Here is a 13,499-nt window from a genome sequence, read left to right on the forward strand (position 1 = left end):
ACTTTGTATTTACCCTGACAGCCGTTCTGGGATGCACCATTCTGAACGGCTGCAGCTCTGCGCAGCAACGTTGTACGAGAGAGTTGTTTTCATGACCTGTTTGTTACAGGGTAGCCAATACATTCTTCAATAAGGCTTTGAATGTTTCCTTGACTCGAGTTGTCGTTTCAACGACTTCTTCATGATTTAGGGTCGCTTGCATTCCTGAAGCTAAATTAGTTATACAGGAAACACCGAAAATGCGCAAACCCGCATGACGCGCTACTATGGCTTCCGGCACTGTGGACATGCCGACAGCGTCAGCACCCAGCACCCGGCACATACGGATTTCTGCTGGCGTTTCATAAGTGGGACCTGTCAGTCCAAGATATACACCTTCCTTCAGATCCAATCCCATCTCGGAAGCGACTTGTTTTATTTTCTCTTGGTATTCGCCATCGTAGGCTTGGCTCATATCCGTAAAGCGTGGCCCCTGCTCAGGATCGTTCGGACCGATCAATGGATTTTGACCCGTCAGATTGATGTGATCCGTAATCAGCATCAAATCCCCCGGTGTAAATGCATAACTGATGCCTCCGGCCGCATTTGTCAGCGCCAAGGAATGGATACCCAGATACTTCATTACCCTGATCGGAAAAGTAACCGCTTCGAGCCCGTAGCCCTCATAGAAATGAAAGCGGCCTTGCATGGCGATGACTTTTTTCCCACTCAGGTTCCCGTATACGAGTTGGCCTTTGTGACCTTCAACCGTCGATACAGGGAAGTAAGGGATTTCCTCATATGGGATCGCAATCGCGTCCGTTATCTCATCAGCCAATTCGCCCAAGCCTGAACCCAAAATCAATCCAAATTCAGGTTCCAATAAACCTTTTTCTTCCAAATATTTGGCAGCTATCCGCACATTATTTTGATCATTTGTCATATTCCCACACCTCGCTAGTCCAATTCATCCAAAAAGCTGCGGCCGTTTTGAGTAGCGGCCACTCGAAAATTATCGGATACGGTTGCGCCGATATCCGCAAACTTGCCCTGATCCATCTTACCGCGGCCCGCCATTTTTTTCGAATAGGCCAATAATGGAACATATTCACGCGTATGATCTGTCCCCGGGAAAGTTGGATCATTCCCGTGATCTGCAGTGATCAACAACAAATCATCATCCGCTAAAGCAGCCAATATTTCAGGGATGCGCGCATCAAAGTCTTCGATTGCCTCAGCATACCCTTTCACATCCCGGCGGTGTCCGAACAGCGCATCGAAATCGACCAAGTTCAAGAAGCTTAAACCCCGAAAATCTTTTTCCATGATAGTCAACAACTGGTCGACACCGTCCATATTGCTCTTAGTGCGCACATATTCCGTTATGCCCTGGCCATTATAGATGTCATTGATTTTGCCGATTGCGATGACAGCGTAGCCGCCTTCCTTCAGATGATCCAACGTTGTTTGCCCGAATGGGTCCAAGGCGTAATCGTGCCGATTGCTTGTGCGGGTAAAATGGCCCGGAGTCCCGAGATACGGTCTGGCGATGATCCGCCCAATCATATAGGGGTCCTCCAAAGTGATTTCCCTGACATATTCGCAGATCGCGTACAATTCTTCAAGCGGAATGATCTCTTCGTGCGCAGCAATCTGCAGCACCGGATCCGCCGATGTGTAGACGATCAGATCACCGGTCTTCATTTGGTGCTCACCGAACTCATCCAGGATTTCAGTCCCGCTTGCCGGCTTGTTTCCGATAATTTTGCGGCCTGTATGATTTTCGATTTTTTCAATCAAATCCTGCGGGAAACCTTCAGGAAAAACGCGGAATGGCGATTGGATGTTCAGCCCCATGATTTCCCAATGGCCTGTCATCGTATCTTTCCCGACGGACTGCTCCTCGAGTTTCGTGTAGTAGCCGATGGATGCGCTGTCCGGCTTGACGCCGCTCAATTCGCGGATATTGCCCAAACCCAACTTTTCCAGATTAGGAATGTTCAGCCCGGCGACTTCAGCGATATGCCCAAGCGTATCCGAGCCGACATCTCCGAATTTGTCTGCATCAGCTGCTTCGCCAATGCCGACTGAATCCATCACGATCAAATGGATGCGATTAAATTTCATGATTCTATTCCTCCCTTATCCTCAGCGGACTTGAGCTGTTGCGCTTCAAGCGCGCGGATGATACTTTTGATAGATTTCTGCCATTCTTTCTGTTGTGATGTGCGTATAAATCTGAGTTGTTGAAATATCAGCATGCCCCAACAGTTCCTGCACAATCCGCAGATCCGCTCCGTTTTCAAGAATATGCGTTGCAAAGGAATGGCGCAACATATGCGGCGATACATTTTTTTGAATGCCGGCATCCCGCACGGTTTGCTTCAGATTTTTCCAGATCCCTTGGCGGGTGAACCCATTGCCATGGAAATTCAGGAACAGGAAGGCCGTTTCTTTCCTCCCATGCGCCAAAGCTGGCCGACTGTCCGACAAGTATTCCGAAATCCAGAAGGCGGCTTCCTCCCCCAAAGGCACGATTCTTTCTTTATCGCCTTTACCGATTGTTTGGATGAACCCGATATCCAGATGGATTTCACTCATCGTGATGTGGATGAGTTCACTGACGCGAAGACCGGTGGCATACAACAATTCTAATATGGCGCGATCCCTTAGTCCCAGGACAGTTTTGACATCCGGTGCAGCCATCAAGCGTTCGATTTCAGCCATCGAAAGCACTTTCGGCAACTTTTGTTGTTTTTTTGGCAGCTGAATGGTGACCATCGGATCATTTTCGATCAATCCTTCTTGCTTCAAGTATTGATGGAATCTCCGGAGACTGGTGATCATCCTTCCGATTGAGGCTGTCGCTAATTTTTCTTCATTCAAAAATTGAAGATACAAAAGCACGTCCGGTTTGGTCGCATCCCCGAATGCATGAATAGCATTCTTTTCCAGAAATTGACTGTATTTTCTGAGGTCTCGCAGATAACTGATGATTGTGTTATCGGACAACCCTCGCTCGATCCTCAAATAACGCCCATATTCATTGATTTCTTCTTCCATGTCGGTAACCCATTTCATCCTTTTGAGGCTATTTATTCCTCAGTTTTTGTTGGCATTCGCGGCAGATGCCATGAAAAGTCAAGCGATGGTCTTTTACCACGAATTGATAGCGGGATTCGACATCTTTTTCGACCTCACCTAACAAATCTTCGTGTATTTCCTCGATGTTGCCGCATTCGATGCACAAAAGATGATGATGGAAATGCTCATTGCTGGTTCTTCTTAAATCGTATCGAGATAACCCATCTTCAAAGACTACTTTGTACGTGATGTTCAATTCGGTCAAGATTTCCAATGTACGATAGACCGTCGCAAGGCCGATATCAGGATGTTTAAGCCGCAACAGCAGGAAAATTTCCTCCGCACTGAGATGCTCTTTTTCCTTTTCCAGCAGCACGCCGACAGTCGCTTCCCGTTGTGGAGTGAGCTTGAATCCTGCCTCTTGCAATTGTTTTTTGATGGTGTTTAATGACAATTCCGTCACTGCTGTCGGCTCCTTTGAGGACAGGCTGAATACCTAATCCTTTTTGATTAATTTTGTGTGTCCATCTTCTTGGATGATCAATCTGGCTTTCAACAAATGGCCCAACGCTCTTTTGAACTGCGCTTTGCTGATGCCGAAGTATTCTTTGATTGCTTCAGGATCACTCTTGTCCCAATAAGGCAAACTGTGCGTGGGACTCTGCTCCAACAATACCAAAATCATGGCTGCATCTTCACTGATAGCTTCATGCGCCCGCGGTTTCAGGGATAGATTCAGCATGCCGTGTTGACTGATTCCGACGACTCGCCCGCTGACGACTTCGCCCAAGCGCGGTTCAATCTCCCGCTCGGATGGGTGAATGAATCCGATATAATCATCATCCGTCAAAATGAACGTTCCCACTAATTTCAAACGGAAGACGGTTCCGGTAATGTCCTTGTTTTTCAATTCCTCACCCGGAGTACGGGAAATGGAACGGAATACCGGTTCGTCGGCGATGATGCCCCACAGACGATCTTTGCTGTCCTGTTCAAGGGCGATCAGAAGTCGGTCTCCCTTTTTCGGCCATAGCGATTTGATATCGGGCAAATTATCCAAAGAAACTACAATTTCTTTGTCATCTAGACCAATGTCCACAAATACGCCCAAATCTTTCCGGACAGCTACAACTGTTCCCCAACCATACTGTCCTACTTGGCTAGCCGGTTCCTTTAAGGTCATGCGTAGTTGCTTGTTCATTCCTTCGTAGACAAATCCTTTGACAGTGTCACCTAATTGCAATTCCGTTTCTGACTCTTCTTTATCCAATCTGTAGGTGATGCCGTCTTTCTGAACGAAGACACTTTTCTCGTTCTCGTCCACGATCACACCTGTAATGATTGTACCCAGTACTTTACTCATATTTTTCCTCCAGACGGTCTTTCCGTCGCTGTATTTCTTCCATTTTATCATATCACAAAATGATTTCCAAAGCGTCGTTGTTATGCGCTTGTTATATTTGTGATATTTCTGTTATTAAGCAAAGCAAATGGGTCCGAGACTCTCGTCCCAGACCCACAGATGCTCTCTAATTTAGTTAAGCTTAGATGGTAGTTGTTGCACCACGGTAGATGATGCCGCGACGTGAATCGATTGTGATCAATTCGTTGTCTTGCACTAATGTAGTCGCATTTTCTGCTCCTACGATTACTGGAATGCCGCTTGCGATTCCGACAACAGCAGCATGACTAGTCAAGCCGCCAGCTTCAACGATTACCGCTGCAGCTTTCTCAAATGCAGGCGTGTAGTCTTTATCAGAGTTCTTCAACACTAAGATGCAGTCCTGTGTCACTTTAGCGATTGCTTCTTCAGCTGAAAGAGCCACAACAGCTTTACCGATGACAGATTTGTCGCCGATACCTTGGCCGGAAGTCAATTTTGTTCCGATCAATTGAATCTTCATCAAGTTGGTAGTACCACGTTCGCCTACTGGTACGCCGGCAGTGATGATGATCAAGTCGCCTTCTTTAGCGAAGTTTTCTTCTTTGGCAACTTTTGCAGCCAATTCCATCATTTCATCAGTTGAATCCGGTTTTTCGGTAACGAACGGATACACACCCCATGAAAGGGCCAATCCACGTCTTTGACGTTCCGAGAAAGTGATTGCAACGATGTGTGATTTCGGACGGTATTTAGAGATCATGCGCGCTGTATGTCCAGACTCGGTAGCGGCAACGATAGTTTGAATGTTAAGGTTGCGTGCAGTATGTCCAACTGATTGACCGATTGCTTCAGCCATATCCGTGTTGCTGTATGCTTTCAAAGCAAATGCATCTTGTCCAACGATCGCTTCTTCCGTGCGGATAGCGATTGTAGCCATTGTCGTAACTGCTTCAACCGGGTAATCACCAGCAGCTGTTTCTCCGGATAGCATAACTGCATCCGTTCCGTCGAAGATAGCGTTGGCAACGTCTCCTGCTTCAGCACGTGTAGGACGTGGGTTGCGTTGCATAGAATCCAGCATTTGAGTTGCTGTAATGACTGGTTTGCCTAAAGCGTTACATTTTTTGATCAACATTTTTTGTGCGATAGGAACTTCTTCAGTAGGGATTTCTACTCCTAAGTCACCACGGGCAACCATCAAACCTTGAGAAACTTTCAAGATTTCATCGATGTTATCAAGACCTTCTTGGTTCTCGATTTTAGGGATGATTTGGATGTGGGTTGCGTTATGTTTTTCCAAAATTTCCGTGATAGCCAATACATCACTTGCGCGACGCACGAAGCTTGCTGCGATGAAATCGACGTCATTTTCGATACCGAAGATGATATCGTCAGCATCTTTCTGTGTAAGACCAGGGAAGTTTGTTTTGATACCAGGTAGATTAACGCCTTTTTTGTTTTTCAAGATGCCTGAGTTTTTGATCAAAGTTACAATTTCATTGTTCTCTTTGTCAAGTTCAGTCACTTCAAGGTCAATCAAGCCGTCATCCAATAGGATGTGGTTTCCGACAACAACATCGTTGATCAATTCTGGATAAGTGATAGAGAATTTATCCTTCGTGCCTTCAACTTCTGTCATAGAGATTCTTACTGTTTCGCCGGTGATCAACGACACGATGCCGTCTCTCATGTTGTTAGTACGGATTTCCGGACCTTTTGTATCCAATAAGATTGCGCACATTTTGCCTGTGATTTTTGATGCTTCGCGGATGTTGACGATACGAGCGCCATGCTCTTCAAAGTCTCCGTGTGAGAAGTTCAAGCGGGCAACGTTCATACCGGCATTCATCAATTTAACAAGTGTTTCTACAGATTCACTGGCAGGCCCGATCGTACATACAATTTTTGTCTTTTTCATAGAAAATAAGCACCTCATTTTATATTTTGTAAAACGTAAGTCAACTTTTCGTTAGAAAGAAATTTCTTTGTTGATTTGGTAAAGCGACAATAACGGCAAGTGTTTTTGGTTTTCAAGTGTGTCGATGATGTCGTTGAAAACAACTTCATCGCCCTTGACGCCTACACAGATTCCGCCTTTGCCTTCTTCCAACATTTTAACGGCATTGTAACCGAAGATGCTTCCCAATACGCGGTCCTTCGCTGACGGAGATCCGCCGCGTTGCACGTGGCCCAGAACAGTGACACGTGTGTGGAATTCTTCGAATTTGGAAAGTTTCTCTGCGAATTCATTCCCTGACATTACGCCTTCAGCCAACATGATGATCGTATGTTTTTTGCCGCGCGCTCTGCCTTCTTGAATTTCAGCAACTACTTCTTCCATTGTAAATTCTTTTTCGGGAATGACGATGGATTCCGCGCCACTGCCGATACCAGTCCATAAAGCGATGTCGCCGGCATTTCTGCCCATTACTTCAACAACGAATGTACGGATATGGCTTGTTGCCGTATCTCTGATTTTGTCCACAGATTCCAATACTGTATTGATCGCAGTATCAAAACCAAGCGTGTAATCAGTTCCTGGAATATCGTTATCGATTGTTCCTGGGATACCGATTGTCGGGAAGCCTAATTTAGTAAGCGCAGCTCCTCCACGGTAGGATCCATCTCCCCCGATTACGATCAGGCCATCGATGCCGAATTTTTTCAACTGCTCGATCCCTTTAAGCTGTCCTTCGACTTTTGCGAACTCCGGATAGCGGGCAGAATATAAAATTGTGCCCCCACGGCTGATTGTGTCTCCAACGTCATCAATCGTCAGACGACGGAAATCTCCGGCTACCATACCTGCATAACCATAATTAATACCATATACTTCCAAACCGTCATAAATGCCTTTGCGCACAACGGCGCGAATGGCTGCATTCATTCCGGGTGCATCTCCACCACTAGTTAATACTGCAATACGTTTCATTAGACTTCACCTCATCAATAAAGTTAAAAACTCTCAATTTCCAAAAAAAATCATGTGTTAAATATTTTTTGAATTTGTCCTTCACTATCTTATCATCTTTTTATGAAAATGTCTTTTAATTTCACGTTTTTTTGATTGTTAAAAAGGAAACAATGAAAAATAATGGCTTCTTGTCCGGAATATCGCCACATTCGGACAAATTGTTATTACTACTGCCTCGCTCTGGGGGAATTGTTCCGGGGAAGCTCAAACCAAACGGCAGAACAAGTCTAGGAAGCTTTTGCTTTTATGAAAACAGTATCCGGATATCAACTTTTAGCTTTCATTTGACGGCAATGTTTCCATTTCCAAAAATAGCCTGTAGTGCTTCCAGCAGATCTGGAGAAATCGCCACCCAGTTTTCAGCTGTTAAGCGCATCGTTTGTTTTGTGGATTCGTTGTAAAGGATCACAGGATGGTCCCCCGCTTGATTGTTCAGTATCCGATACATTTGCGCGAACAATTCAGGCGTGTTGTTTTCCGCCGTCAAACGGATGAAGACATTCTCCTTTTTTTGACCCATCATTTCCTGATAGGCTTCGGCATCCCAGATGTGCGTGACCAAAAAATTCGTTTTTTCGGCTTGTTTTGATCGCTCCAGCTTGCCTTCAACAACAAGCAACTGGTTTGCCTTCAGCAGTTTCATGAACCGGATATAGTACTCGGGGAAAATCGTGACACTGATTTCGCCGGTACTGTCTGTCATGTTTGCGAATGCCATTGGGTCGCCCTTCTTTGTCTGGATTCTTCGGATATCTTTGATCAATCCCATCGTGCTCATTTTTTTGTCGTAGACAAGCTCGGTGACGTACACAACTGCACCATTGTTGTACAATTTGCCGAATTGGTCGATCGGATGCCCTTTCAAAGAATGGCCCAGTGCCGCTTCCTCCAAATCCAGCAGTTCCAACAAGGGAAGTTCTTCCGTTTCGACATATTTCGGTTCCAGTATCGAAAAGAGATCGACGTTGTTTCCGCTGTAATCGATGCTGTTCAGCATACCCGGCAGCGACTCCAACAGCGTCGCGCGCGAATGCCCGAAACTGTCGAACGCTCCGCTATAGATGAGCGGTGCGATGTTTTCGTTCTTCAGCCACTTCGGATGGATCCTTCTCAAAAATTGAACGAAATCCTTGTAGTGCCCGTGACCTTGGCGTTCTTTGATGATCTCCTGGATGAAATCGCGTCTGAGGCCTTTGATCCCGCCCAAGCCGAATTGGATCGTCTGCTGTTGCAGCGCAAACCTCCAGTTGCTTGTGTTGATGTCCGGATAGGAAATGCTGATGTTGCGCCTTTTCAGTTCGATGAAATACTCCCTCATTTTATCCGAGTGCTGGTTGACGGAATTCAGCAACGCGGCGAAAAATGCTTCCGGAAAGTGCGCCTTCATGTAGGCAAGTTGGTAGGCTATGAAAGAATAGGCTACCGAATGCGAACGGTTGAAACCGTAATTGGCGAAGCGCTCGATATAGTCATAGACTTGCTCGGCCGTCTGATTGGAATAGCCTTGTTGCAGCGAGCCTTCAATGAAGTGTTTTCTTTCTTCATCGATGGCCGATTTTTGTTTTTTGCCTATCGCTCTTCTGAGGATATCCGCTTCCCCCAGGCTGAAGCCAGCCATCCGGGAAGCCACCTGCATGACCTGTTCCTGATAGACCATTACCCCGTAGGTTACCTCAAGGATCGATTTCAGATCGGGATGGAGATAATCGATTTCGGCCAACCCTTTTTTCCGCGAAATGAAGAGGTCTATCTGTTCCATCGGACCCGGTCGGTAAAGCGCGTTGACGGCGGCAATATCTTCGATCGATTCCGGACCGAGCTTGCGCAATACATTTTTAATGCCAGGGGATTCAAACTGGAACACCCCATTCGTGTCCGCTCTTCGGAATATATCGAGCGTCCGATCATCATCCATCGGTATTTCCCAAATGTTGATGCTCTCTTTGTGGTCATCGCTGGCCAACTGCACCGCATCGTTCAGTATCGTCAGATTTTTCAGCCCCAGGAAGTCCATTTTGAGCAGGCCGATTTCTTCGATGTTCCCCATCGTGTACTGCGTCAGATACAGATCGCTGTTTTTCTTCTGCAACGGCACGATGTCCCTTAACGGATTGTCGCTGATGACGACGCCCGCCGCATGAGTGGAAACATGCCGGGGAACGCCTTCGATTTTTTCGGCAGTCTCATACAAAAGACGATTCACATCGTTCGTACTGATCAGTTTCTGCAATTCTTTTGATTTCTGCTTTGCCTCTGCCAGACTGATGCCTAATTGATTCGGAATCGCATTCGACCAGGCTTGCGCCTCCGCTACAGTAAGGCCGAATACTCTGGCAGTATCCCGCAAAGACATTTTGGCGGCCAGCGTCCCAAATGTGGCTATCTGGGCGACATGGTCCGAACCGTATTTGTCCCTGACATAATGCAGAATGTCGTCCCTTCGGTTGTCCGGGAAATCCAAATCAATATCCGGCAGGTTGTAGCGTTCCTTGTTCAAAAAACGCTCAAACAAAAGATTGTATTTGATGGGATCGACATGGGTGATGCGTAGGACGTATGACACGAGTGAACCGGCGGCAGATCCCCGACCGGCTCCCGGCATGATCTTCGCTTTTCGGGCATACGCCATCACATCCCAAACGATAAGGAAGTAATCATCAAAACCCATTTCGTGGATGACTTCCAATTCGTACGCCAAGCGTTTTTCATACTCTGCTTCAGGAGTGGTGACCCGCTGACGCAGCCCTTCTTCACACAGCCTTCTGAGGTATGCCTGCGGTGTCGTCCCGGCAGGCAGCGGATAACGCGGCAACAGCGACTGATGCAACGGCAAATCGATTTCAATTTCGTCCGCAATTTTCTGGGTTGTTTCAGCCGATTCCAGCAAGCCAGCTTCCCGAAACTTCCTTTCGATTTCTTCGCAGGACGGCAAGTAATACGTGCCATCCAAAGCTTCCGATTGCAGATCCACTTTCTCATTCGCTTCAATCGCCTTCAGGACACGACAACTAAAATTGTCGCTCGGTTCCAAGTATCTGACATCATGCATAGCTGTAGTCGGAATATTTGTTGCCTGCGATAAACGCTTCAATTGCGGAATGATCGGTTTCATTTTCTCGTGGAGCTGAACACCTAAATAAAAATTGCCGTGGGTGAAGATTTTTTTCCATGCCAAACTGGCTGCTTTGGCGTTTTCCTGATCATTTCCGTTCAAAAAACTTTCGATTTCACCCTTTTCTCCGGGCGTGATCGCGATGATGCGGCTTGAATCATCCTCCAAAAGGGAAAGTAATTCCTTATCCGGAACATCCTGATTCCTGACCGTCGACAAAGCCATCAACTTTTTGTAGCCTTCAAAATCCTTTGCCAATAGGACCAAAGGAAAGGTGCGATCTTTACTGATGATTCCGGGCAAATCCAGTTGGATTCCCAGAATGGGTTGGATAGCATATTTTTTGCAAAGTTTGAAGAAGTCGACTTGACCATAAAGGACATTTTGGTCCGTCAATGCGATGGCCTGATAGCCTTTTGCCTTGGCGCTGCGCACCAAATCCTCTATTCGGCTAGTCGTCTGCAAAAGAGAATAGGCACTGATGACCTGCAAATGCACAAAAGACATGTCTGAGACCTCCTTTTTCTAATCAATACTATCATTATAGCGTACCCGTCCTAATCCAAGAAGCGAAAAAGTCGTTGGGCAAGTAATGCTTGTCATCTCCAAAAAAAGTGATAAAATGAATTTCGAGAAGAGGTGTAAACGACATGAAATATATTGCAATCATTTTTTGGGGATTTATCTTAGGGCAAGTATCTGTTTATCTGGGCAGCGCCTTATCCGGCGGCAGCTATGACTTTATGATCGCAACCATGACGGGTATCTTTACCGCGCTGATCGTAGTTCTTGTTTCTGCGTTGATGCCGAAGACGGCCTCCCATAAATAACCGATAGTTCGCTTTAGACACGGCAGAGAAAACGAAAAAACCTTCAGGGATAAATTTCCTGAAGGTTTTTTCCATTTATTTGATGAACATGGCATCGCCGAAACTGAAGAATCGGTACTTTTCTTTGACTGCGTGCTCGTAAGCAGACAAGACGTTGTCTCTGCCGGCAAAAGCACTGACCAGCATGACCAAGGTCGATTTCGGCAGATGGAAATTGGTGATGATGCCTTGGACAACCTTGAATGAATAGCCGGGCGAAATGAAAATTTTGGTCCATCCGCTATCCGCCTTGATTTCCCCATCAAATTTCGTGCCGATCGTTTCCAGTGTCCGCACGGAAGTCGTGCCCACAGCCACTATTTTGCCTCCGTTGGAACGGACCTCATTCAGCGTTTGCGCTGCCTCGTCCGTCAGTTGGTAGAATTCCGAATGCATTTCGTGGCTGGCGATGTCATCGACCGATACCGGGCGGAAAGTCCCCAAGCCCACATGCAATGTCAGATAGACGATCTTGACGCCTTTATTGGCTACTTCCTCAAGCAGTTCGGACGTGAAATGGAGCCCTGCTGTCGGTGCCGCTGCGGAGCCGACTTCTTTGGCGTAAACCGTCTGATAACGTTCCTGATCGTCCAGCGTCTCCTTGATGTATGGCGGCAACGGCATTTCGCCCAGCGATTCCAGTATTTCCAAAAATACGCCGTCATATTTGAAATCCAAAATGCGGCCACCGTGATCCAACGATTGGGTCACTTCGGCCGTCAAGCGTCCATCCCCGAAAGAGATGACTGTCCCGACTTTGACCCGTTTGCCTGGTTTGACGAGGGTCTCCCACTCATCCCCTTGGATATTGTTCAAAAGCAGGACTTCGATATGCCCGCCCGTGTCCGGTTTGACGCCATGCAGTCGTGCAGGCAGCACACGTGTATTGTTCAGCACCAGCGCATCGCCTTCTTGAAGTTCCTCCACCATGTCGGTGAAATGTTTGTCCGTGATTTCTCCAGTCTTGGAGTCCAGGGCAAGAAGCCGGGATGACGAACGATCCAGCAGCGGTGTCTGCGCAATCAACTCTTCCGGTAAATTAAAATCAAAATCACTTGTCCTCATTGATAAAATACCTCACTTATTTTTCTGTATCATACGTGATCCCCAAATGGTCATAGGCCATAGGGGTCGCTACCCTGCCGCGCGGGGTGCGCTGCAGGAAGCCCAATTGGAGCAGATAGGGTTCGTACATGTCCTCTATCGTTTCCATTTCTTCGCCGATGTTGGCGGCTATCGTCGAAAGACCGACGGGGCCGCCGTTATAGAACCGGATCATCGTCGTCAATATTTGCCGATCCAAGTCATCAAGGCCTTTGTTGTCCACGCTCAAAATGGACAAAGCCTTGTCGGCGATTTCCTTCGTGATCAGGCCGTCGAGATAGACTTGGGCGAAATCGCGCACACGGCGGAGCAGCCTGTTGGCAACACGCGGGGTGCCTCTGGATCTCAAGGCGATTTCGACAGCGCCTGACTCATCGATTTTCGTTGACAAAACATCCGAAGAGCGATGGACGATCTGTCGGAGATCCTCGAGGCTGTAATATTCCATCCGCGAAACGATCCCGAACCGGTCACGCAAGGGAGCCGAAAGACTGCCGGCTTTGGTCGTGGCACCAACCAGCGTGAACGGCGGCAAGGTAAAGTGGACCGGATGGGCTGTCGGCCCTTGCCCGATGATGATGTCCACATAATAATCCTCCATGGCAGAGTACAGCACTTCCTCCACGATCCGCGGCAAGCGATGGATTTCATCGATGAAGAGGACATCCCCCGCTTCCAGCTCATTGAGCAATACCATCAGGTCGCCCGGCCGTTCGATTGCGGGCCCGCTCGTGCTGTGGATGCGGACATCCAATTCATTGGCGATGACCATCGCCAGTGTCGTTTTACCCAACCCGGGCGGCCCGTACAACAACACATGATCCAAGGCTTCACTACGCGCTTTCGCGGCCTGGATGTACACTTTCAGTTCATTTTTCACTTTGTCTTGGCCGATGTATTGCGCCATCATTTGCGGCCGCAATGTTTTTTCGATCAAATCTTCTGTTAGGTCTTCCGTATTCCCGGAAACGATTCTGTTTTCAGCTGTCATCT

11 protein-coding genes are annotated in these 13,499 nt (G+C 47.3%); 1 reads left to right on the top strand and 10 read right to left on the bottom strand.

The features are described from left to right. Positions 1-103: 103 nt before the first annotated feature. From AC0J5I_RS13160 to dnaE, 8 genes are all read right to left on the bottom strand, one after another. Complete coding sequence (locus AC0J5I_RS13160) at positions 104-922, bottom strand: purine-nucleoside phosphorylase (protein WP_107995387.1); 819 nt, start codon at positions 920-922, stop codon at positions 104-106. Between the two features lie 14 nt (positions 923-936). Continuing rightward, positions 937-2,106, bottom strand: coding sequence for a phosphopentomutase (gene deoB / locus AC0J5I_RS13165; protein ID WP_107995388.1), 1,170 nt, complete (start codon positions 2,104-2,106; stop codon positions 937-939). 45 nt (positions 2,107-2,151) lie between these two features. Then, positions 2,152-3,042, bottom strand: a complete 891-nt coding sequence (gene xerD, locus AC0J5I_RS13170) for a site-specific tyrosine recombinase XerD (RefSeq protein WP_086985160.1) — start codon at positions 3,040-3,042, stop codon at positions 2,152-2,154. 28 nt (positions 3,043-3,070) lie between these two features. Continuing rightward, on the bottom strand, positions 3,071-3,526 hold the full coding sequence (gene fur / locus AC0J5I_RS13175) for a ferric iron uptake transcriptional regulator (RefSeq protein ID WP_107995389.1): 456 nt from the start codon (positions 3,524-3,526) through the stop codon (positions 3,071-3,073). A 33-nt stretch (positions 3,527-3,559) separates the two neighbouring features. Then, complete coding sequence (locus AC0J5I_RS13180; RefSeq protein WP_475300765.1) at positions 3,560-4,426, bottom strand: CvfB family protein; 867 nt, start codon at positions 4,424-4,426, stop codon at positions 3,560-3,562. A gap of 181 nt (positions 4,427-4,607) precedes the next feature. Beyond that, positions 4,608-6,365 (bottom strand): pyruvate kinase, encoded by a 1,758-nt coding sequence (pyk, locus tag AC0J5I_RS13185; RefSeq protein WP_107995391.1) that lies wholly within the window; start codon positions 6,363-6,365, stop codon positions 4,608-4,610. Between the two features lie 51 nt (positions 6,366-6,416). Further along, positions 6,417-7,379, bottom strand: a complete 963-nt coding sequence (gene pfkA, locus AC0J5I_RS13190; RefSeq protein WP_107995392.1) for a 6-phosphofructokinase — start codon at positions 7,377-7,379, stop codon at positions 6,417-6,419. A 322-nt stretch (positions 7,380-7,701) separates the two neighbouring features. Further along, entirely contained in the window at positions 7,702-11,040 is a 3,339-nt protein-coding gene (gene dnaE, locus AC0J5I_RS13195) for a DNA polymerase III subunit alpha (RefSeq protein WP_475300770.1), read from the bottom strand. A 143-nt stretch (positions 11,041-11,183) separates the two neighbouring features. Here dnaE and AC0J5I_RS13200 point away from each other — a divergent pair, with 143 nt between their 5' ends. Continuing rightward, positions 11,184-11,363 carry a YjzD family protein gene (locus AC0J5I_RS13200; RefSeq protein ID WP_068560596.1) on the top strand — a complete coding sequence of 60 codons (180 nt, stop codon included), beginning with the start codon at positions 11,184-11,186 and terminating at the stop codon, positions 11,361-11,363. Between the two features lie 75 nt (positions 11,364-11,438). Here the strand turns inward: AC0J5I_RS13200 and queA are convergent, their stop codons facing one another. Together queA and ruvB are read right to left on the bottom strand one after the other, a co-directional pair. Beyond that, positions 11,439-12,467 (bottom strand): tRNA preQ1(34) S-adenosylmethionine ribosyltransferase-isomerase QueA, encoded by a 1,029-nt coding sequence (queA, locus tag AC0J5I_RS13205; protein ID WP_107995394.1) that lies wholly within the window; start codon positions 12,465-12,467, stop codon positions 11,439-11,441. A gap of 16 nt (positions 12,468-12,483) precedes the next feature. Further along, on the bottom strand, positions 12,484-13,497 hold the full coding sequence (gene ruvB / locus AC0J5I_RS13210; RefSeq protein ID WP_475300777.1) for a Holliday junction branch migration DNA helicase RuvB: 1,014 nt from the start codon (positions 13,495-13,497) through the stop codon (positions 12,484-12,486). Positions 13,498-13,499 lie beyond the last annotated feature (2 nt).

It is taken from the genome of Trichococcus sp. TS_SC_9 (assembly GCF_056156325.1).

What these genes read in the sequence shown, in the direction of transcription:
- pfkA (WP_107995392.1), bottom strand. Translation starts at nt 7,379, where the DNA reads ATGAAACGTATTGCAGTATTAACTAGTGGTGGAGATGCACCCGGAATG.
- AC0J5I_RS13200 (WP_068560596.1), top strand. Translation starts at nt 11,184, where the DNA reads ATGAAATATATTGCAATCATTTTTTGGGGATTTATCTTAGGGCAAGTA.
- xerD (WP_086985160.1), bottom strand. Translation starts at nt 3,042, where the DNA reads ATGGAAGAAGAAATCAATGAATATGGGCGTTATTTGAGGATCGAGCGA.
- AC0J5I_RS13160 (WP_107995387.1), bottom strand. Translation starts at nt 922, where the DNA reads ATGACAAATGATCAAAATAATGTGCGGATAGCTGCCAAATATTTGGAA.
- AC0J5I_RS13180 (WP_475300765.1), bottom strand. Translation starts at nt 4,426, where the DNA reads ATGAGTAAAGTACTGGGTACAATCATTACAGGTGTGATCGTGGACGAG.
- queA (WP_107995394.1), bottom strand. Translation starts at nt 12,467, where the DNA reads ATGAGGACAAGTGATTTTGATTTTAATTTACCGGAAGAGTTGATTGCG.
- ruvB (WP_475300777.1), bottom strand. Translation starts at nt 13,497, where the DNA reads ATGACAGCTGAAAACAGAATCGTTTCCGGGAATACGGAAGACCTAACA.
- deoB (WP_107995388.1), bottom strand. Translation starts at nt 2,106, where the DNA reads ATGAAATTTAATCGCATCCATTTGATCGTGATGGATTCAGTCGGCATT.
- pyk (WP_107995391.1), bottom strand. Translation starts at nt 6,365, where the DNA reads ATGAAAAAGACAAAAATTGTATGTACGATCGGGCCTGCCAGTGAATCT.
- dnaE (WP_475300770.1), bottom strand. Translation starts at nt 11,040, where the DNA reads ATGTCTTTTGTGCATTTGCAGGTCATCAGTGCCTATTCTCTTTTGCAG.